The 20528-nt window shown below is 63.6% G+C and carries 20 protein-coding genes; 15 read left to right on the forward strand and 5 right to left on the reverse strand.

The genetic code is table 11. The annotated features are described in order from the left end of the window. The first annotated feature begins 21 nt into the window (after window positions 1-21). From AOT83_RS07850 to AOT83_RS07865, 4 genes are all read left to right on the forward strand, one after another. Window positions 22-1110 (forward strand): Re/Si-specific NAD(P)(+) transhydrogenase subunit alpha, encoded by a 1089-nt coding sequence (locus tag AOT83_RS07850; RefSeq protein WP_046255192.1) that lies wholly within the window; start codon window positions 22-24, stop codon window positions 1108-1110. A 2-nt stretch (window positions 1111-1112) separates the two neighbouring features. Then, complete coding sequence (locus tag AOT83_RS07855) at window positions 1113-1430, forward strand: NAD(P) transhydrogenase subunit alpha (protein ID WP_030097415.1); 318 nt, start codon at window positions 1113-1115, stop codon at window positions 1428-1430. Continuing rightward, window positions 1427-2872, forward strand: coding sequence for an NAD(P)(+) transhydrogenase (Re/Si-specific) subunit beta (locus tag AOT83_RS07860; protein ID WP_046255191.1), 1446 nt, complete (start codon window positions 1427-1429; stop codon window positions 2870-2872). Before AOT83_RS07855 ends, AOT83_RS07860 begins: the two co-directional genes overlap by 4 nt. A gap of 89 nt (window positions 2873-2961) precedes the next feature. Next, window positions 2962-3342: a hypothetical protein gene (locus tag AOT83_RS07865; protein WP_057965541.1), complete on the forward strand. Its 381-nt coding sequence runs from the start codon at window positions 2962-2964 to the stop codon at window positions 3340-3342. On the opposite strand, the gene AOT83_RS07870 is transcribed toward AOT83_RS07865, so the two are convergent. After that, window positions 3339-4493, reverse strand: a complete 1155-nt coding sequence (locus AOT83_RS07870) for a low temperature requirement protein A (protein WP_030097412.1) — start codon at window positions 4491-4493, stop codon at window positions 3339-3341. The genes AOT83_RS07865 and AOT83_RS07870 overlap by 4 nt on opposite strands. Before the next feature lie 152 nt (window positions 4494-4645). On the opposite strand from AOT83_RS07870, the gene AOT83_RS07875 reads away from it, so the two are divergent. The 3 genes from AOT83_RS07875 to AOT83_RS07885 are packed head-to-tail and all read left to right on the forward strand — an operon-like array spanning window position 4646 to window position 6774. Next, complete coding sequence (locus AOT83_RS07875; protein ID WP_057965540.1) at window positions 4646-5332, forward strand: TetR/AcrR family transcriptional regulator; 687 nt, start codon at window positions 4646-4648, stop codon at window positions 5330-5332. A 13-nt stretch (window positions 5333-5345) separates the two neighbouring features. After that, window positions 5346-6263, forward strand: a complete 918-nt coding sequence (locus AOT83_RS07880) for an alpha/beta hydrolase (RefSeq protein ID WP_057965539.1) — start codon at window positions 5346-5348, stop codon at window positions 6261-6263. Window positions 6264-6267: 4 nt separating this feature from the next. Then, complete coding sequence (locus AOT83_RS07885) at window positions 6268-6774, forward strand: SRPBCC family protein (protein WP_057965538.1); 507 nt, start codon at window positions 6268-6270, stop codon at window positions 6772-6774. On the opposite strand, the gene AOT83_RS07890 is transcribed toward AOT83_RS07885, so the two are convergent. Beyond that, a complete protein-coding gene (locus tag AOT83_RS07890) occupies window positions 6742-7419 on the reverse strand; it encodes a GntR family transcriptional regulator (RefSeq protein ID WP_057965537.1) in 678 nt (225 codons plus the stop codon). The two genes, AOT83_RS07885 and AOT83_RS07890, sit on opposite strands and share 33 nt — an antisense overlap. 105 nt (window positions 7420-7524) lie before the next feature. Between AOT83_RS07890 and AOT83_RS07895 the strand changes: the two genes are divergently transcribed. The 8 genes from AOT83_RS07895 to AOT83_RS07930 all read left to right on the forward strand — a co-directional run bounded on the left by AOT83_RS07895 (window position 7525) and on the right by AOT83_RS07930 (window position 17344). Beyond that, window positions 7525-8331 (forward strand): enoyl-CoA hydratase, encoded by an 807-nt coding sequence (locus AOT83_RS07895; RefSeq protein ID WP_030097407.1) that lies wholly within the window; start codon window positions 7525-7527, stop codon window positions 8329-8331. Between the two features lie 13 nt (window positions 8332-8344). Beyond that, complete coding sequence (gene fadD5, locus AOT83_RS07900; protein ID WP_057965536.1) at window positions 8345-9934, forward strand: fatty-acid--CoA ligase FadD5; 1590 nt, start codon at window positions 8345-8347, stop codon at window positions 9932-9934. Between the two features lie 216 nt (window positions 9935-10150). Then, complete coding sequence (locus AOT83_RS07905; protein ID WP_057965535.1) at window positions 10151-11668, forward strand: MlaD family protein; 1518 nt, start codon at window positions 10151-10153, stop codon at window positions 11666-11668. Then, complete coding sequence (locus AOT83_RS07910) at window positions 11665-12720, forward strand: MCE family protein (protein ID WP_057965534.1); 1056 nt, start codon at window positions 11665-11667, stop codon at window positions 12718-12720. Before AOT83_RS07905 ends, AOT83_RS07910 begins: the two co-directional genes overlap by 4 nt. Continuing rightward, window positions 12713-13759, forward strand: a complete 1047-nt coding sequence (locus tag AOT83_RS07915; RefSeq protein ID WP_057965533.1) for an MlaD family protein — start codon at window positions 12713-12715, stop codon at window positions 13757-13759. Before AOT83_RS07910 ends, AOT83_RS07915 begins: the two co-directional genes overlap by 8 nt. Next, window positions 13756-14889 carry an MCE family protein gene (locus tag AOT83_RS07920; RefSeq protein ID WP_046255179.1) on the forward strand — a complete coding sequence of 378 codons (1134 nt, stop codon included), beginning with the start codon at window positions 13756-13758 and terminating at the stop codon, window positions 14887-14889. The genes AOT83_RS07915 and AOT83_RS07920 overlap by 4 nt, the downstream gene beginning before the upstream one ends. Further along, the gene (locus AOT83_RS07925) at window positions 14886-16094 is read left to right on the forward strand and encodes an MlaD family protein (RefSeq protein WP_057965532.1); all 1209 of its coding nucleotides are present in this window, start codon (window positions 14886-14888) and stop codon (window positions 16092-16094) included. The genes AOT83_RS07920 and AOT83_RS07925 overlap by 4 nt, the downstream gene beginning before the upstream one ends. Continuing rightward, complete coding sequence (locus tag AOT83_RS07930) at window positions 16091-17344, forward strand: MlaD family protein (RefSeq protein WP_057965531.1); 1254 nt, start codon at window positions 16091-16093, stop codon at window positions 17342-17344. The genes AOT83_RS07925 and AOT83_RS07930 overlap by 4 nt, the downstream gene beginning before the upstream one ends. A gap of 5 nt (window positions 17345-17349) precedes the next feature. On the opposite strand, the gene AOT83_RS07935 is transcribed toward AOT83_RS07930, so the two are convergent. The 3 genes from AOT83_RS07935 to AOT83_RS07945 all read right to left on the reverse strand — a co-directional run bounded on the left by AOT83_RS07935 (window position 17350) and on the right by AOT83_RS07945 (window position 20521). Further along, window positions 17350-18462: a phosphodiester glycosidase family protein gene (locus AOT83_RS07935; protein WP_057965530.1), complete on the reverse strand. Its 1113-nt coding sequence runs from the start codon at window positions 18460-18462 to the stop codon at window positions 17350-17352. Between the two features lie 114 nt (window positions 18463-18576). Continuing rightward, window positions 18577-19323, reverse strand: coding sequence for a pirin-like bicupin family protein (locus AOT83_RS07940; RefSeq protein ID WP_057965529.1), 747 nt, complete (start codon window positions 19321-19323; stop codon window positions 18577-18579). A 73-nt stretch (window positions 19324-19396) separates the two neighbouring features. Beyond that, the gene (locus AOT83_RS07945; RefSeq protein WP_057965528.1) at window positions 19397-20521 is read right to left on the reverse strand and encodes an NDMA-dependent alcohol dehydrogenase; all 1125 of its coding nucleotides are present in this window, start codon (window positions 20519-20521) and stop codon (window positions 19397-19399) included. Window positions 20522-20528 lie beyond the last annotated feature (7 nt).

Here is a 20528-nt window from a genome sequence, read left to right on the forward strand (position 1 = left end):
CACAGGGTGAAGGGCGAGTAGATGACCGATCAACCAGTCACTATCGGAGTTGTCCGAGAGTCGGGTGAGGACGAGCGCCGCGTTGCGCTGGTGCCCAAGGCGATCGCCGGCCTGATTGGCAAGGGTGTGAACGTCGTCATAGAAAGCGGTGCCGGCGAGCGCGCGCTACTGCCCGACGAGCTGTACACCGAGGCCGGTGCGAGTGTGGGTGACGCCTGGTCTGCCGATGTCGTCGTCAAGGTTGCGCCGCCCTCGCCCGCCGAGGTCGCTCGCCTGCGTGAAGGGCAGACCCTCATCGGCTTCCTGGCGCCGCGCAATGCCGACAACAGCATCGGTGCGCTCAAGAGCGCGGGCGTGCAAGCCTTTGCCGTGGAGGCTATTCCGCGTATCTCCCGTGCACAGGTGATGGACGCGCTGTCGTCACAGGCCAACGTTGCCGGGTACAAGTCCGTGCTCGTGGCGGCCACCGAATCGACCCGCTTCTTCCCGATGCTCACCACGGCCGCCGGAACCGTCAAGCCCGCGCTGGTACTGGTGCTCGGTGTCGGTGTGGCCGGTCTGCAGGCCCTGGCCACGGCCAAGCGGCTCGGCGCGCGTACCACCGGCTACGACGTTCGCCCCGAGGTGGCAGATCAGGTCCGCTCGGTAGGTGCCCAGTGGCTCGATCTCGGCATCGATGCGGCCGGTGAGGGCGGCTACGCCCGCGAGCTCACGGAGGAAGAGCGTCAGAAGCAGCAGCAGGCGCTGGAAGAGGCCATCAAGGGATTCGACGTCGTCATCACCACGGCACTCGTGCCCGGGCGTCCGGCCCCGCGTCTGGTGACCGCAGCGGCGGTCGAGGGCATGAAGCCCGGCTCTGTCGTCGTGGATCTCGCGGGGGAGACCGGCGGCAACTGTGAGCTGACCGAGCCCGGTCAGACCGTCGTTAAGCACGGTGTGACGATCGCGTCGCCCCTCAACCTGCCGGCCACCATGCCCGAGCACGCCAGCGAGCTGTATGCCAAGAACATCACGTCCGTTCTCGAACTCCTCATCAAGGACGGCGCTCTGGCACCGGACTTCGATGATGAGATCGTCGCGGGCTCCTGCGTTACCCGGGAGGTCTCCTAGACATGTACGGACAGCTATTGGCCAACATCGCGATCCTGGTGCTTGCCGGGTTCGTTGGATTCGCCGTTATCTCCAAGGTGCCCAACACCTTGCACACCCCATTGATGTCGGGCACCAACGCCATTCACGGCATCGTGGTGCTGGGTGCGCTGATCGTGCTGGGCAACCTGCCCGCCGACGCCAGCTGGGGCACCCGGATCATCGCGTTCGTCGCGCTGATCTTCGGAACCCTGAACGTGATCGGTGGCTTCTTGGTGACCGACCGCATGCTGGGCATGTTCAAGTCGAAGAAGCCTGAGCAGAAAGAGGCGGCCAAGTGAGCACCGAAAGCCTCAACTACCTCGTCGATGTTCTCTATATCGCCGCGTTCGCCCTCTTCATCTACGGTCTGTCCGGCCTGACCGGGCCCAAGACCGCGGTGCGCGGCAACTGGATTGCCGCCGTGGGTATGGGAATCGCGGTACTGGCCACGCTGATCAAGGTGAGCGAGAGCGCCACCACGCTGGACTGGATTCTGATCGGTGCCGGTTTGGGTATCGGTGTCGTACTGGGCATTCCGCCGGCGCTGAAGACCAAGATGACCGCCATGCCGCAGCTGGTGGCGTTGTTTAACGGTGTCGGTGGTGGCACCGTGGCTCTTATCGCCTGGTCGGAATTCATTGAGACGAAGGGCTTTTCGGAGTTCAAGCCGGATCAGTCGCCGACCGTGGCGCTGGTGGTGGGATCGCTGTTCGCCGCGGTCATCGGCTCGGTGTCGTTCTGGGGCTCGCTGGTGGCCTTCGCTAAACTGCAGGAGTCCATCCCGAAGAACGTCGAGAAGCGGCTTGTCGCTTCCGCCAAGCTTTTCCAGGCCTCCAACATCGTGCTGCTGCTGGCCGCGGTCGGCGCTGCCGTCTACATCGGGCTGCACCCCGGACTGCCGGTCTGGTGGATCGTCGCGGTACTGGTCTTCGCCGGTGTGATGGGTCTGTTCGTGGTGTTCCCCATTGGTGGCGCCGATATGCCGGTAGTCATCTCACTGCTCAACGCGATGACCGGTTTGTCTGCCGCGGCCGCAGGTCTGGCGCTGAACAACACCGCGATGATTGTCGCCGGCATGATCGTGGGCGCCTCCGGTTCGATCCTGACCAACCTGATGGCCGTCGCGATGAACCGGTCGATTCCGGCCATCGTGTTCGGCTCGTTCGGTGGCGGTGACACCGGAGCCGCCGCTGGTTCGGCCGAGCAGGGCACGGTCAAGGCCACGTCTGCCTCCGACGCAGCGATCCAGATGGCCTACGCCAACCAGGTGATCGTGGTGCCCGGTTACGGTCTGGCCGTCGCGCAGGCCCAGCACACCGTCAAGGAGATGGCGGACCTGCTGGAGAGCAAGGGTGTTGAGGTCAAGTACGCCATTCACCCGGTCGCCGGCCGTATGCCCGGCCACATGAACGTGCTGCTCGCCGAGGCCGACGTCGAGTACGACGCCATGAAGGAAATGGATGACATCAACGGCGAGTTCAACCGCACCGATGTCACCATCGTGATCGGCGCCAACGATGTCACCAACCCGGCGGCGCGTAACGACCCGTCCAGCCCGATTCACGGGATGCCCATTCTGAACGTCGACGAGTCGCGCTCGGTGATCGTGCTGAAGCGTTCGATGAGTTCGGGCTACGCCGGTATCGAGAACCCGCTGTTCTTCCAGCCGCAGACCTCGATGCTGTTCGGGGATGCCAAGAAGTCGGTGTCCGCAGTCATCGAGGAGCTTAAGGCGCTGTAGCCCAACCTCTTTGTCGTCGAATGGGAACCTCACGCGGAAATCCAGCCGGAAATCCTCGTGAGGTTCCCATTCGGCGTATGAAGGGGTTTATGCGTTGGCCGCTGGTCGCACTCGTGGTGGCGTGGGCCGCGTTGGCTCCGGTGGCCGCAGCGGAGCCGCATGACTGTGCTTCGGTCGATCGGGCGCGGGTACAGATGCGGGGACTCTCGCAGCAGAACGGGGTCGCGGTGCGTCAGACCGCTGTCGCGCGAAATCGGTCGATTGCCGCGCTGCTACGCACGGCAGCGCGCGACACGGCCGACCTGACAGTGCAAAGCCGCGCCCTGGACGCCGCGGCGGCCGCCGAGCACTACGCCGAGGTGATGGCCGCCGCGACCTCGGTGGACGGTGTGCTCGCGCCGCCGGGCGAGGAGATGGCCGATGCGGTCAATGCCTTGGCGGCATTGGAACACGTATGCCCGATGCGTTAAGAGGACTCGGTGTCCTCGACGCGTCGCCAGGTGACCAGCGCGGCGGCCAGCGCCGCCAACCCGGCCAGCCAGTACAACGTGTGCGGCAGCGTCGAGATGGCAACTGAGGCAACGGCGATCGTCGGTAGCCCGATGTTCAAGATGGTGTCGCGGCGTTGCAGGAGCAGGACCAGCCATGCCAGCACCAGGTAGATGGCGAATGGGACGGTGATCGTAAAGGCGGCAACGGTCGAACTCAGGTGACTCTTGCCCAGTCCCTCGTCGACGGCGATCTCGAACCCCGCCGAGATTGCCGCGACGGCGGCGAAGATGAAGTAGTGGCTGTAGCCCCACAGCAGGGTTGAGCGCAGCGACGTGTCCTTGCACTCCTGTTCCTGGTCGAAGTAGATCCACCACACCGCGGCGACGATGACCAAGGCCGACACCGCAATACCGATCATGGTGCCGGTGTGGTCGGCTTCCTCGGCGCCGCCGATGATCGAGTTCGCGGAGGCCAGGATGGACTCGCCCAGCACGATCAAGGTGAACAGGCCGTAGCGCTCGGCGATGTGCTGGGGATGCCACGAGGTGGGGGCGACGCGTTCGGCGAACACGGGCACCGACAGGTCGGCCAGCGCGATCACCACGAACAGCGGTATGCGCAGATGTTCCGGTGCGAAGAGCCCCCAACAGACCCATGCTGCCTGGACGACGGCGATACCCGAGACGTAGCGCAGGCAGGTGGCGCGCATGGTCGGATCGCTGATGGCCGCGCGCACCCATTGGCTGCCCGCGGCGATACGCATGAGCACGTACCCGCCGATGGCGATGCCGAAGTCGGCCCCGGTCATCGCTCGCTCAACACCGGCCGCGACGGTGAGCGCCCCGGCCATCTGGACGACCACCGTCAAGCGGTACAGCCAGTCGTCGGTGTCGAAGGCACTGGCGAACCAGGTGAAGTTCATCCAGGCCCACCAGATGGCGAAGAAGCCGATCGCGTACCCGACGAGTCCCTCGGCGAAATGGCCCTCGGCCCAGAAATGGTGGAGGGTTCCGGAGGCGCGCGAGACCGCGACCACGAAGACGAGGTCGAAAAGCAGTTCTAGCGGGGTGGCCGCGCGGTGCGGTTGCGCGGGATCGCGTGCCACCATGGCCCGCAGGCCACTGGTCATGTGGTTACCTATTCAGGGTCGGTGGAGCGCCGGACGGGGGCAGCTTAACGTGCTTCTGGCGTCGGGGCCGGCGAACATAACGCCCGAATAATCCAACCAGTTGATCGGGATTTCGTCCGTGCGTGGAAGGCCTGCGCATATAGTGAGGCACCATGCAACCGGTCCACGCTGCCCCGAAGGCAGGCAATTCCTCGCAGCGCCGTGCCGGCCGCCGCGAGGAACTGGTGGCGGTGGCTTCCAAATTGTTCGCGGCGCGGGGCTATCACGGCACCAGGATGGACGACATCGCTGATGTCGCGGGCCTGAACAAGGCGACGGTGTATCACTACTTCGCCTCCAAGGCACTCATCTTGTATGAGATCTACTTCAAGGCTGCCGAGGAGACGCTGGCCTGTCTGCAGGACGACCCGAGATGGTCGGCGCGGGAATCGCTGTACCAATGCACGAGCCGCATGCTGGCGCTCATTTTCTCGAATCGCGAGCAGGGGGCGGTGTACTTCCAGGAGAACCCGTTCCTGTCGGAGTGGCTCTCGCCCGAACAGGTCGCCGAGATCCGTAAGCGCGAGGACATGGTGCAGGAGCGGGTTCAGAACATCATCGAGCGGGGTATCGCCAGTTCCGAGTTCGTCGAGTGCGACTCGCATGTCATGGCGCTCGGTTACATCGGAATGGTTCTCGGGTCCTACCGCTGGCTCAACCCGAGCGGCCGCCGCAGCGCCCAGGAGATCGCCGTGGAGTTCAGCACCACGCTGTTGCGTGGGTTGATTCGCGATGAGGAAACGCGGATCAACGATCCGCTGGGCGTCGCGACGGCGACGTCCGTTGACGGCACCCCCTAGTGGCGGAGCTGTAGTGGCCGCTGATTCCACCCTGACCTTGGATCTGCCCAACGTCAGATTGCAGGCACTGTGCTGGGGACCGCAGGACGGTCCGCTGGTGATCTGCGGACATGGCTTCCCCGACTCCGCCCACACGTGGCGCCTGCTGGGGCCGAAGCTGGCCGCCGACGGGTGGCGTGTGGTGGCGCCGTTCACTCGCGGTTACTCGCCCAGTGAGATACCGGCCGACGCCGAGTACGGACTGGGTGCGCTGATGCAGGACGTCCTGGACATCCACACGCTGCTGGGCGGTGACGAGCGCGCCGTATATATCGGTCACGACTGGGGAGCGCTGGTGGGTAACGCCCTTGCCCGTAGCCGGCTGTCGCCGTTCGCCCACATTGTCACCATGGCCGTGCCCCCGTTCGAGGTCCTCGGTTCGAGTTTCGCGTCGATCGGGCCGCTCGGCTGGCCCGGTGTGCTCGGGCGCCAGCTGTCGATGAGCTGGTACACGATGTTCCATCAGATTCCGGTGCTGCCGGAGTTGTTGCTGCCCTGGCTTCTTCGTCTGTATTGGCGACGATGGTCCCCGGGATACGACGCACGCGCGGACCTGCTGTACACCGGTGAGGCGATGCTTCAGAAGGGGAATCGCCGCGCTGTCATCGGCTACTACCGCGCAAACATTCGGCGGGCCCTGGTTCCTTCGCGGAAGTACTGGCAGACGCAGCGATCTCTGCTGGACGATGCGCGCACCCCGCTGCTCTACCTGCATGGCCGGAACGATGGGTGCATGACGTGGCGGCTGGTAGATTCTGCGCGCCCGGATCTGCCCGATCGCCGCGTTGAAATCATCAATGGCGGTGGACATTTCGTACATCTCGAATGCCCGGACGTAGTGCACGAGCTCGTGCGTGAGTTCCTGCGCATGCCAACTACAAAGGTAGAGTGAACCAATGCCAGTCGTCAGTCAGACCGTCGAGGTGGCCGCCCCGCCGCAGGTGATCGTCTCCATCGTCACCAACTACGAGGCCTACCCCGAGTGGAACAAGGAGATCTCCAGCGTCGAGATTCTGGATCGGCTCCCGGACGGCCGCCCCCGCATCGTGCGCTTGAGGGTGGAGATGACGGGCATGGCTTCGACAAACGTCGCGGAGATCGCGTACCTCAACGCCGCGCAGGTGGCCACGCGCCTGCTTGAGAGCGACATCTTCGAGAAGCAGGAACAGACGTTCTCGATCGTCCCGATGGGGCCCACGTGTCTGCTCACGGTCGACATGGATGTCGAGACCAAACTCCCGATCCCCAAGCCGATGGTGAAGAAGCTCGCCAACCAGGTCCTCGAACATCTCGCCGAGGGATTGAAGGGCCGCGCCGAGCAGATCGCGTCGGGTGCCATCGCACCGCCGGCGCCGCCGCAGGCAGCGCCACTACCCCCCGGGCCACATCCCGGCGCGGTCTAGATACTCGGTGAGTCGGCGTGCTCCGTCGACGAACTGAACCTCGGTCTGGGTAATCACTTCGGCGAGGTCGCCCGCACGCAAAGCCGCGATGAGCTTGTCGTGAGCCTCCACCGCGTGCCGAGCCCATGCGTCGGCCGAGGCGAACATCATGTGCGGCGTGTAGCGGGTGGCCTGCAGGAGAAACCAGGCCAGCTTGGGGCGGTCGGCCACGTGGTTGAGAAATCGGTGGAACTCGAACTCCGCGACCGAGATCAATTCGGGCGAAGCGGCGTGGCGCAGGGTGTCGTTGAGATCTGCCAGGGTGTCGATCTGGTCCGCGGTGATGCGTTCGGCTGCGGTCTTCGCCAGCTCGACGGCGAGGTGCGCCTGCAGCGCGAAAATGTCTTCGATATCGGCCCGGCTCAATGCGGCGGCCATGTACCCGCGGTGAGGGACGGCCTCGACCAGGCCCTCGCCGCGCAAGGTCAGTAGTGCCTCGCGCACGGGTGTGACGCTGACGCCCAGCTGGGCGGCAGTCTCATCCATCCGGATGTACTCACCGGGACGCAGTTCACCTGTCATGATCGCCGCGCGGAGTCGGCCGGCAACCTCCTCGGACAGCTGCGGCCTGCGAATTTCACGGGTTTGTGCCCGGGGAGCATTCATCCGATCTGCCTGCCATTTCCATGTGTGGTGACGCCCTTGCATCTAAAGTCATATCAAATATATTTGAGCCGACGCGACGAAGCGACAAACCCAGGAGGCAGTGACTTGAGTCCCCATGAATCTGTCGGCGCACCCGATGTAGCCGTCGAGGACGGCATCATGCGGATCACGTTCACCAGACCGGATCGGATGAATGCGCTCAACGCGCCAGCCACAGCCGGATTGATCGAAGCGCTGGACTCGGTTTCCGGGCGAGATGACGTGAGAGTCGTCGTCATCAGTGGGGGTGCACCGGGGAGTGCGTTCACGGCGGGCGCCGACGTCGCAGAGCTTGCTGCGGGGGCCGGAGACCTGACTCCGCTGCAAGCCGCCGAGCTGACGATGGACAACGCCGAGCGGTTGGTGCGCGCGGTCCTGAATTGTCCGGTGCCCACCATCGCCGAAGTCACGGGCGCGGCCGCCGGGATCGGTGCGTCGGTGGGCCTGGCGTGCGATCTGGTTTATGCCGCCGATTCGGCATTCTTTCTGCTGGCATTTGCGAACATCGGGCTTATGCCCGATGGAGGTTCGAGCGCATTGGTGTCGGCCTCGATCGGTCGTGTGAAGGCCAACGCGATGGCGCTGTTGGCTCAACCCCTCAACGCTGCCGATGCTCATGCGGCCGGGTTGGTCAACGAGGTACTGCCCGGGGATCAACTGCGCGAACGTGTCGATAAATCGGCGCGCAGGCTCGCCCATGGTTCCCGTCGTGCGTTGCAGCTGACCAAGGAAGCCATGAACTCGGTGTCACTCAAGCTGTTCGACGAGGCCATCGCCCGTGAGCGTGAGGGGCAGATCGAACTGTTGATTTCACCCGATGCCCAAGAGGGCTTCGCCGCATTCCTCGAGGGCCGACGCCCCAATTTCAGTTAGTAGGAGAGAGTCTGTGACCGACACAATCGATGCGACCGCGACGTCCGCGAGCCTTGACCAGCCTTACCGCGCGCGACGGCAGAACTGGTGTAACCAGCTGGCCCGGCATGCGCTCATGCAACCCAATGCCACGGCGATCCGGTATCTCGGGCGCAGCATCTCCTGGGGAGAGCTGAACCAGCGCGTGCAATCCCTGGCCGATGCACTGTCCCGCCGGGGTGTCGGGTTTGGGGACCGTGTGCTCATCTTGATGCTCAACCGCCCCGAGTACGTCGAATCATGGCTCGCCATCAACGAACTCGGAGCCATCGCCATTCCGGTGAACTTCCGCATGACGCCACCGGAAGTGGCGTTCCTGGTTGAGAACAGCGGGGCCAAGGTCGCGATCACCGAGACGGTGCTGGCTCCGGTGGCGGCCGCGGTACGCCAGCAGGTGCCCGCGCTGGAGACGGTCATCATCGCGGGCTCGGAGTCCGAAGACGGCGCTCTCGGATATGAAGAGGTCATCGCCGAAGTGGGTGAACCGCACCCAGAGGTGGATCTGCCCGGCGATACCCCCGCGCTCATCATGTACACCTCCGGGACGACGGGCCGGCCCAAGGGCGCGGTGCTGACGCACCTCAATCTGTCCGGGCAGGCCATGAGCTATCTGCTGAGCACCACCGTTGATCTGAACGCCGATGTGGGATTCATCGGCGTTCCCATGTTCCACATCGCCGGCGTGGGCAACATGATCACCGGCCTGCTGCTGGGCCTGCCCACGGTCATTCACCCGCTGGGCGCCTTCGATCCCGGTGCGCTGCTGGATGTTCTGGAGTCCGAGGGAGTCACCGGGATCTTTCTGGTCCCGGCCCAGTGGCAAGCCGTCTGCGCGGCCCAACAAGCAAACCCGCGCAAGATCAAACTGAAGACACTCTCCTGGGGTGCGGCCCCGGCCAGCGACGTGCTGCTGCGGACGATGTCTGAGACGTTCCCAGACGCCAAGATCCTGGCCGCGTTCGGGCAGACCGAGATGTCTCCGGTCACCTGCATGCTGATGGGGGAGGACGCAATCCGGAAGATGGGGTCCGTCGGCCGGGTGATTCCGACGGTGTCCGCGCGGGTCGTCGACGACAACATGAACGATGTGCCGGCCGGTGAGGTCGGGGAGATTGTCTACCGGGCGCCAACGCTGATGCAGGGCTACTGGAACAACCCCGAGGCCACGGCCGAAGCGTTCACGGGTGGGTGGTTCCACTCCGGTGACCTGGTCCGTCAGGACGCGGACGGTTTCGTCTGGGTGGTGGACCGCAAGAAAGACATGATCATCTCCGGCGGCGAGAACATCTATTGCGCCGAGGTGGAGAACGCGCTCGCAGAGCACGAGCAGATCACCGAGGTCGCGGTGATCGGCAGGCCTCATGAAAAGTGGGGCGAGGTGCCGGTGGCGGTGGCAGCGATCCATGGTGACGGACTGACCATCGGTGATCTCGACGGATTTCTCACCGAGCGATTGGCCCGGTACAAGCACCCCAAGGATCTCGTGGTCGTGGAAGCGTTACCCCGTAATCCGTCGGGCAAGGTCCTCAAGAATGAACTGCGCAAGCAGTTCGGCGGTGCCTGATAGCAAATATGAATCTGGATTCAGAAAAGTTTGGTAAAGCGTAATACGTAGAACTGTACGTCATGTACATTCCTGTAATCGGCGTCACATCGGAGGGGTTGGCGTGACCGAACCTGTAGGTACTGCAGGCCGCGTTGGCTGACGGAAGGGACCATGTGATGCTTCGGATCCTGTGGTGGCGCCATACCGACGCGCGCGGTGCGGGAGGGGGGCTGCGTGCCGAACTCCTTTGAAACCGACGGGCGTGGTCCGTCGGACCGCCAGCTCCTCCTGTGTGGTGTGGCGATTGCCCTCGTGGCCGCCTTGGTCGGCACCGCCCTGGTCATCAAGTCGACCGGCCGTTTCAACAACTATGTGCGTGTGGTGGCGGAGCTCACGAACGTGGGCGACGGTCTTCCAGCGAAATCGGACGTCAAATTCCAGGGCGTGCTCGTCGGTTCGGTCAACGATCTGACTCCCTCGCAGCGCGGCAGGCCCAACGTCGTTCACATCGATCTGAAACCGGATCTGGCGCACACGATCCCGCGGTCGGTCACTGCCAGGGTGGTCCCCAGTAACGTCTTCGCGGTCTCCTCTGTGGAACTCGTCGACCACGGTCCCGGTGCGGCGATCACCAACGGCACCGTCATCAGCGAGGAGACCGAGCTGCCGACGGTGTTGTTCCAGACGACCATCAGCAAGCTGCGCGACATTCTTCTTGCCAACGGCCGCGGCCGCGATGACGACTCCGTGGGTATCTTCGCCGTCATCGCCGCGGCAACCGAGGGGCGGCGCGCGACGCTGCTGAACGCGGCCGGCCAACTGACCCGGCTCATCGATCAGCTCAACGACATCGTCGCGACGGATACCGGCCCGTCCACCCTCTCCGCGCTCCTCAACGCGACCAAGGGGTTGCAGAGCACTGCTCCTGAACTCGTCGATGCGCTACATCAAGCGATCAAGCCCATGCAGACGGTGGCCGAAAAGCGGGACCAGCTGCAGACGCTGCTCAACGCCGGGCTGCACACCACCGGTACGGTCAGGCAATCGCTGGATAACCAGACCGATCGGATGATCGACATCACGACCAAGCTGACTCCGGTCGTCGGCGTGCTCGCCCAGAACTCCGTGCAGTTCCTTCCTATCGCTACGCGTCTGAAGGTGTTCTCCGACAAGTTCTTCAGTGATGTGTGGGATTCCGAAAAGGACACGGTGAACATCCGCGCGGTCCTGTCGTTCACACCGTCGACGATGTATACCCGCGCCGATTGCCCACAGTACGGGGAGCTGAAGGGACCGAGCTGTTTCACGGCGCCGGAGCTGGTGGTACGGCCGGACCTCCCCGAGGTGCTGCTGCCGCAGAACTTCAAGCCGCCGCCCGATCTTGCACCGCCGCCGGGAACGACAGTCGGCCCGGACGGAAACCTGATCGTCACGGGACCACCGCTGCACAATCCGAATCCCAGCCTGGTGGACCCCAACCCGCCGCTGCCCTGGTGGCAACCCAACCCGTCGCCGCGCATCCCCGGCACCGCCGACCCGGGAGACGCCGAACCCCCGCCACAGTCCGCGGGTACCGCGCCCGCTTCCTACGGCGGGGATGTTGGGCCCGTCGGCAGTAACAGTGAACGCGAACAACTGGGCATGATCACGGGTAGTACGGCAACCTCGGCTACTCAGCTGCTACTTGGGCCGGTTGCGCGTGGTACCAAACCCGTTGTTGCCCAGCAGGTGCAGTCGGGAGGTCAGCGATGAGGTTTCGCGGGCCATTGATCGGGCTCTCGGTGTTCATGGTGATCGCGCTGGCGATGACATGGCTGGTGTACGCCACCCTGCGCCGCGAGGTCGCGGGATCGACCTACAACTACGCCGCGATGTTCACCGATGTCACCGGATTGCGCGACGGGGATGACGTGCGGGTCGCGGGTGTACGCGTCGGCCGCGTCGAATCGGTCGCGATCGACGGCGATCTGGCCAAGGTGGAATTCCAGGTACAAACCGAGCAACCCCTGTACGGCAACACCATTGCGTCGATCACGTACCAGAACATCGTCGGACAGCGTTACCTCGGCTTGTCGCTGGGTAAGACCGGCAGCACCGATCGGCTCAAGCCGGGGAGTGTGATTCCGGTGGAGCAGACAGAGCCGTCCTTCGACATCGGCATGCTGCTGCACGGCTTCGAACCGCTCTTCAGCGTGCTCGATCCCACGGAGGTCGACAACCTCACCGACGGCGTCGTCAAGTCTCTACAAGGAGATACTGGCTCGATCGTCGGGCTGGTTGACCAAACATCACAACTGACCGAGACGTTCGCGGGCCGGGATCAGGTTCTCGATGACGTGATAACCAATCTCAACGGTCTGACGAAAACGCTTGCGGGCCAGAATAAGAACCTGGACACCGTGCTGACACACACGCGTGAGATGGTGGCGATTCTGGACAACCGGCGCGCGGCATTGGTGGACTCGATCGGTTCGACAGGCTTCGCGGTGCGCCGCTTGTCGAAGATCACGGATACGGTGTACCCGCAGTTGAACGAAATCCTGCATCGGGAACCGGGATTCGTCAGTCATTTGAACAGCATCGAACCGCAGCTTGCCTTCACCGGCGCCAATCTGCCCTTGCTTCTCAAGGGTCTCGTCAGAACCACCCAAGAGGGCGCTTTCATCAACGGGTATGTCTGCGATCTCAACATCACCGGATTCTTCCCCGGCCTCAATGACGTCGTTCCGATCATCGTGAACGCCGCCACACCAGGCAACAAGGCCAAATACACCCCGAAGTGCAGGAACCTTGCAGATGGATAAACCCAGTGTGTGGCAGCGTATTTCGCAACGCCCCGTCGAGACGTACAACAAGACGTGGTTGGGTGCAATCGCCCTCGCGGTGATCGGTTCCCTGGTGGGGTCGATGCTGCTGGTCAAGGCGATCGGCATCGGCTACACCCACTACACCGCGGAGTTCTTGCAGGCGGCGTCGCTGCAACCGGGCGCCAACGTGTCGTATGCCGGGGTGCCGGTGGGCAACGTCACCAGCGTCGAACTCGTTGACGACCGCATCGAGGTCGGTATGCGGGTGCGCAACGACATCACGTTGCGCAAGGACGCCAAGGCGTCCATCAAGATCACCACGATTCTGGGAAATCAGTACGTGGAACTGCGCAACGGTGGCGACGGGAAGCTGGCCAATCGGCGTATTGATCTGGCGCACACCGACGTTCCATACGACCTACAGGCCACCTTGCAGGACGCAACCTCTACCTTCGAGCAGGTAGACGCGGACAAGATCGCGGAGTCGACGGCGATACTCGGTAAGCAGCTCGAGGGCTTGCCTGCGGTGCTGCCCAAGGCGATGGAGAACATCCAGACGCTGTCGTCGGTCATCTCGCATCGCCGCGATCAGTTGGGAACACTGCTGGCAAGCACCGAGATGGTGACGGGCACGCTGTACCGGCAGCAGGGCGATATCGGGAAGCTGATCGTGCAGGGTCGCGATCTGCTCGGTGAATTCGTCTCGCGGCGAGCGAGTTTCCACTCCATGATGCAAGCGGTGACCGAGCTGGTGAATGTCCTGAGCAAGATTGTGGTCAAGGACAGGCGCGCGGTCGACGCACTGATCGCCGACGTGAAGACATTCAGCAATTTGGTCGGCGGCCACGACGATTTGTTCCGGAGCCTTCTCCAGGTAACCGCGGTTGCGGCGCGAAATGTCACGAACCTGACGGGCTATGGCAACGCCCTCGAGCTGAACGCGCCGGGCGGCCTGGCGGTGGATTCGTGGATGTGTGCGATCAGCGGACGGGCCAAGCAGTTCAACATGATCGAATACTTCAAGGACTGCCAATGAGCACACCGATAAGCACACGGACGCGGCGGATCATCTGGGTCGCGGGGGCGCTAGCGGTAGTTGTCGCGGTGGTGGTGGCTGCGGTCGGATGGACCTACCTGCGCGAGCGGAGCAATCGCCTCACCATCACGGCACAATTCGAATCGGTCTCGGGTCTGTACCCCGATAACAAGGTGTCTGTGCTCGGCATGCCGATCGGCAAGGTCACGAAGATCACCTCGCGTGGCACGTATATGGAGGTCGAATTCACGGTCGACTCAAAGGTCAAGGTTCCGGCGGACGCCAAGGCCGTCACGGTATCGACCTCGATTCTCACCGACCGCCACATCGAACTGACACCGGTGTATCGCGGCGGACCCACGCTCAAGAACGGCGACATCATCGGCTTGGACCGCACCAAGACGCCGGTGGAGTTCGACAGGGTGCTGGCCATGGTCGACAGGCTCTCCAAGGCGATGAAGGGTGACGGTAAGGGTGCCGGGCCTTTGGCGGACGTCGTCAACAACAGCGCCAACGCGCTGTCCGGGAACGGCGAGTTGATGCGGGCATCTCTGGACGAGTTGTCCAAGGCGCTCCGCCTGAGCGCGGATGGTGGTGCGATGACCCGCGATCAGCTGACCAAGATCATCACCCGTCTCAGTTCGCTTTTCGAGGCCGCGTCACGTAACGACCAGAACATCCGGGAGTTCTCGTCCACCGTCCGGCAGCTGTCGCAGGTGCTCGACGACGAGCAGCTGGGGTCGGGTAACACGGGAAAGCAATTGAACAACATTCTGCTGCAGGCAGGTTCGCTGCTCGAGCAGAACCGCGATGCCATTAAGCAATCGGTGGGTAACTCAAACCAAATCGCCCAGGCGGTGTATGACAACCGGCGCGAGCTGTCGGAAGGGTTCGACTTGCTGCCGTTGATGGCGGACAACGTCTACAACGTGGTCGACCCGGTCAACAATGTGGTGCGCGCCCACGTTCCCGTGGACAGGCTCATCTTTGACACGCAGGCCGCCAAGGAAATCTGCAATCTCCTGGGGCTTCGCCAATTGGGTTGCAGCACCGGCACTCTGCAGGACTACGGACCTGACTTCGGATTGACCTACGTTCTCGATGGTCTTGCGGCGATGGGACAGAAATGATCGGGTTACGAAGATTGGCGGGGCCCGTCGTCGCAGTCGCTGTACTGCTGACCAGCGGATGCAGCACCAACGGTCTTGCCAGCCTGCCACTTCCGGCACCGGGTATGTCGGGTGGCTCCTACGGTTTGAAAGCGATCTTCACTAACATCTTGAACCTGCCGTCGCGTGCCAAGGTGAAGCTGGGTGGCGCCGACATCGGTGAGGTCGATTCGATGAGTACCACCAACTACACCGCAGTGGTCACGATGCGAATCCGTTCGGACGTGGAGATTCCCAAGGGGACCACGGTGGAGTTGCGCACCGCGACACCGCTGGGTGACGTGTTCGTCGCGCTGAAGCCGCCGCGCCCCGCCGACCCCAACGCGCCTCTGTTGCGTGACGGAGACACCTTTGGCCTCGAATCGACCACGGCGGCCGCGACAGTGGAAGCGGTGCTGAGTTCTGCCGCGATCATCGTCAACGGTGGTGCGGTGCGCAATCTCACCGGGACCGTCAACGGACTTGGTCGTGCCACCGGTCCCAACGGTGCTGCCTTCGGAGATTTGATCGGCAAGTCGAATCGGCTGCTCGGCACACTCAATGCGCGTTCTAGCCAATTGGATTCCGCGCTGCGGGATACCGCTGAGCTTGCCGCCGAGCTCGATACCCGGCATCAGACGATCGCCGAGCTGTTGACGGCGGCGGCGCCCGCCACCGATGCGTTGTCCGTCAACGCGACACATATCGCCGACCTCGCCGATCAGGTCGGCGCGGTGACCAAGCAACTTTCCAAGTTCCCGTCCATCGCCGGGACCGACACGAGCGGCCGGAGCGTCATCGCGGATTTCAATACCCTGTCGCGTTCCTTCAACGACATTGCGGTCAGTCCGGACACCAGCCTGGCCGCGCTCAACCGGCTCATGCCTCCGATCGTCAAGATCATGGCGGGCTCGGGCTTCGCCGCCCGGGCATCGATAGACAAGATCGCGCTCGGGTCCATTCCCGACATCGGTTACAAGGGCGACCCGGGGCTGCACGGGCCGAAACGCTATGACTGGGCCAAACTCGTCGGCTCCTTCAAGTACACCCTGTGGCGCCTGCAGGAGCGCGTGGTGGGGCAGGGGCCGGACGTCCCGACGGTTCCGTTACGCCCCAGTCCTACCGAGCCCGGTGTCATCGAGCCCGTACCGGGTGCGGTACCCGTGACGCAGGAGCCGCCACGATGATCAGGTCAGTGGCCAACGCCGTAGTGGACGCCGTGAAGATGGGGCATCGCAACCGCTTCTGGCTCTCAGGATTCGCGCTGCTGGCCACCCTGGTGGTGGCGTGCACCTATCTGGCGGTGGGCGCATTGCGGGCGCGGGCATTCGCATCGACCTATCAGGTCTCCATCGAGCTGCCCGAATCCGGAGGGCTGATCCCCAACCAAGATGTGGCACTGCGCGGTATGCGGATTGGACGGGTGGACTCGGTGACTCCCTCCCCGCGCGGACCGGTCGCGGTGATTCATATCGAATCCGACGTGAAGATTCCGGTGGGCAGCCCCGTGCGTGTATCCGGTCTCTCGCCGGCCGGCGAGCAGTACGTGGACTTCGCACCGGTGACGACTGCCGGCCCCTATCTGGGCAATGGCAGTGTGATCACACGCGGCCAGGCGACGGTTCCGGTGTCACTTTCGAAGCTGCTTGCCGACGCCGATGGTGCTCTCGCTCAGGCGGATACGAAGAAGCTGGAGATCATCAAGAAGGAACTCCACCTCTCACGCGAGGCGCCCCGCAAGATGACCGACATCATCGACGGCGGCGTATTCCTTTTGTCCACACTGGATTCCGTGCTTCCTGAGACAGTCAGCGTCCTCAAGAAGAGCCGGGTGACGTTGTCCACACTCGCAGAGATGAACAATGGCCTGGCCAGCACCACTCCGGGCTTGAATCGGTCGCTGAGCGGGGTGGCCCGGATGGACGGCGGTTTCCGCACGCTGATCGATAGGGTTCCCGGACCACTGGCCACCACCGATGCTGTTTTCGCCGACAACTCCGACACCATGGCGCAGCTGCTGGGGAACCTCACTACGGTGGCACAGCTGTCGTACGTGCGTGTGCCGGCACTCAACGCGCTGTTCCCCACCTATCGCGGATCGGTGATCGAGGCGCTCAGTAACACCTTCTATGATCACGGAGTCTGGGCCGTCGGCGATATCTACCCTCGCTACACCTGCGACTACGGGACGCCACGCCCGCCGGTATCGGCCGCCGACTATCCGGAGCCGTTCCTGTACGCCGGCTATTGCCGCGATAACGATCCCGCGGTTCTGATCCGTGGCGCCAAGAACGCGCCGCGGCCAGCCGGTGACGACACCGCCGGTCCACCGTTAGGTGCCGACCTTGGCAAGCGGTCAGATCCAACTCCGAAGGGCCGCTTCACTATTCCCACACCCTACGGTGGCCCGACGCTTCCCATCGAACCGCCGCATTAACCCGTCTAACTGAATCCCAGCCAGCTGGGCAGTGCCCGGCCGACACCTCCCGCGGCATCGCACAGGGTGTAGGTGGTATCGCAATTGCCTTTGGGTGAGCCATATCCGGCCCACATGCCACCGGCATCGCGGCGCAGCACGATGGCCGATGAGCCGCCGCCGTCGAGCGCGATGGCCTTGTCGACACCCAGCCCGCGGTAGAGATCCTGGAGGTTGTCGGGGGTGTAACTACCGCCCTGGAAGACCATCAGCTCATCGGTCGCGGACTTGTAGCCGAGCGCGGTGCGGGCGGCGGCCGGGCCCGGGTCGTTCAGCTGCTCGGTGAATCCTGGAAGTAACAGCTTCAAGCCGCTTACCGCGACGAACTGAACTCCCTTGTCCATCAGGCCTTCTAGGGGTGCGGTGGCATACCCATAGTCCTTCGGTCCCGCGGAGGCGATGACCTCGGGCGCCGAACCCGGAGAAAAGACCATGGTGGCCAGCGCCGTCCAGATCTCGTCACCGCCGGAGAGCGCCTGTTTCCCCGCGTACACGCGCGTTCCGGTGACCTGCTTGTTGTAGTTGGCGCTCCCGTTGGCGGTATCGACATAGGCGCCCAGGGGGGAGGTGCATCCGGTGCTCTTCCAGGTGCCGCCCTGTTGGCCACGGACGTCAAAGAAGTTGGCGTTGATGATGAAGGTGGGCTTGCCCATGAGCGTCCAGGCGGCCATCGGCTTGTATGTCTCGGAGGCCTGCCACAGACCTTCGGAGGTACGCGCGCGTGCATCGCGTTCACATCGGGATTGATACCCAGAATGGGTGTCCACCAACAGATTTGCGCGCAGCCGTGACGAGGCGCTCTTGATGACCATCAGATGGCCGCCGTTGTCCAGTGTGTACTCACTACCCGCGGCGTTGCGAAACGGCGCCGGGTTGCCGCCTCCGAAGTTGTAGACCAGGAAGGTGCCCTTGGTGTTGGCGATGGCCGCGAGCACCGCATCGTGAGCCGCCTCGGCGCGGGCGGTGTTGTGGGTGGCCGGAACGGGCAGCGCGGCTATCAGCATCATGCCAACGGTTGCGGTCATCAGGCGACGTCCGGAAGTGGGGCGCCGAAGGCGAGAAAAGGGTGAAATGCCCACGGCCGCCCCTTCTGTGAAGTTCCTGAACAGTCAACGATAATCACAGCAGCAACACAGTCAACTTTGGTAACAAGTGGGGATCGATCCCACATCGGCAGCGTCGCGATTGGCGCGCTAGCCGCCCAGACGGGTGTGCATCTCCCAGACGAGGATTTCCGCGTCGATGGTCGCGGTGACCCGGGCGGCCCCGGTGTCGGTCAGCCGCACGGCATCCCCCTCGGTCAGCTCACCCGCGCCCTCGAGGGCTATGGCGCCGCGCGCGAGGTAAAGATGCACGAAGGGTGCCGCGGGAAGCTCGACGCTGTTGCCGGCACGGATACGGGCCGCGTGCAGCGCCGCGTTCTTCTGGGCGATGGTGATCGCCGTCTGATCCCGGTGCCGCGGCATTCCGGAGGCCACGGTCACCAGCCCGCCGGCGAGCAGCTCTGCGTCGATCTCTCGTTGTTGGTAACCGGGATCGATCCCGGAGTCATCCGGGGTCACCCACATCTGGACGAATCGCACCGGATCGCTATGCCGCTCTCCGGACAACCGCCAGGAGTCGTTCTTCTCCGAATGCAGGATGCCGGTACCTGCCGACATCCGTTGTGCCAGACCGGGGTAGATCACCCCGGCGTTACCCTCAGAATCCTGGTGGACCAGGGATCCCTGGAGCACCCAGGTGACGATTTCCATGTCGCGATGGGGATGTGTCTCGAATCCGGCACCCGGCAGCACGATGTCGTCGTTGTTGACCAGGAGCAGCCCGTGATGGGTGTTGTGCGGGTCGTAGTGCTCACCGAAGGAAAACGAGTGCTTGGAATCCAGCCACGAGATTGTGGTCGCGAGCCGCTCACTCGCGCGCCTAATGTCGATGGCCATATACCGACAGTAACGCCACGCGGAGAATCCGGGGAATCGTCTGCGTGGCGTTACTGCCGGTGAAAGATTCGGCTTACCAGTCGGCTTCGGTGTACTTGATGACGCCGCGGATATTCTTGCCGTCGAGCATGTCCTGGTAGCCCTCGTTGATCTGCTCCAGGCTGTAGGTGGTGGTGACCATCTCGTCGATCTTCAATAGGCCCTGCTTGTACAGGCCGACAAGGCGCGGGGTCTCGGTGTGTGTGGTTCCGCCACCAAAGATGTTGCCCTTCAGCGTCTTCTGCAACATGGTGAACAGGAACAGGTTGAACTTGACGTCCACGTCGACCATGGCGCCCATGCCGGTAACCACACAGGTGCCGGTCTTGGCGGTGAGGATCATGGCCTCTTCGATGTATTCGCCCTTCATCTCGCCGACCGTGATGATGGTCTTCTGCGCCATGATGCCCCAGGTCAGGTCCATAACGGGCATGATGGCCTCGGCCATCGAGGCGTAGACATGGGTGGCGCCGAACTTGAGGGCCTGCTCACGCTTCCACGGCACCGGGTCGATCGCGATGACGTACCGGGCTCCGGAGACGACGGCGCCCTGCAAGGCACTCATGCCGATTCCGCCGACGCCGACGATGATGACGTCTTCGCCGGCCTCGACCTCGGCGATGTTGGTGGCGGAGCCGAAGCCGGTGGGCACGGCGCAGCCGAGCAGAGCGGCCGACTCGAAGGGCACGCTGTCGTCGATCTTGACGACGGAGTCCTCGTGGACCACGGCGTACGGCGAGAAGGTGCCGAGCAGGTTCATTGCCGAGACGGGGGTGTCGCCGGCGTGGATGCGATTGGTGCCGTCGGAAATAGCCTTGCCGCCCAGCAGGATTGCGCCCCGGTCGCACAGCGATCGATAGCCGCGCATACATGGCGGACACTTACCGCAGGCCGGGATGAAGGCGAAGATGACGTGGTCGCCCTCCTGGACGGAGGTGACGCCCTTGCCCACCTTGGTGACGACGCCCGCGCCCTCATGTCCGGGCAGCACCGGCAGTTCCATCGGGGTGGCGCCGGTCAGCACGTGGTAATCGGAGTGGCACATGCCGGCGGCGTGCAACTGGACCTGAACTTCGCCTTCAGCGGGATCGCCGAGCGTGATGTCGTCGACGACGATCGGCTTGTTGAGCTCGCGAATCAGCGCGCCTTTTGTCTTCATTGACTGG

Origin of the sequence: Mycobacteroides sp. H001 (assembly GCF_001440005.1) — a bacterium.
In the GTDB taxonomy this organism is placed as follows: Bacteria; Actinomycetota; Actinomycetes; order Mycobacteriales; family Mycobacteriaceae; genus Mycobacterium; species Mycobacterium gwanakae.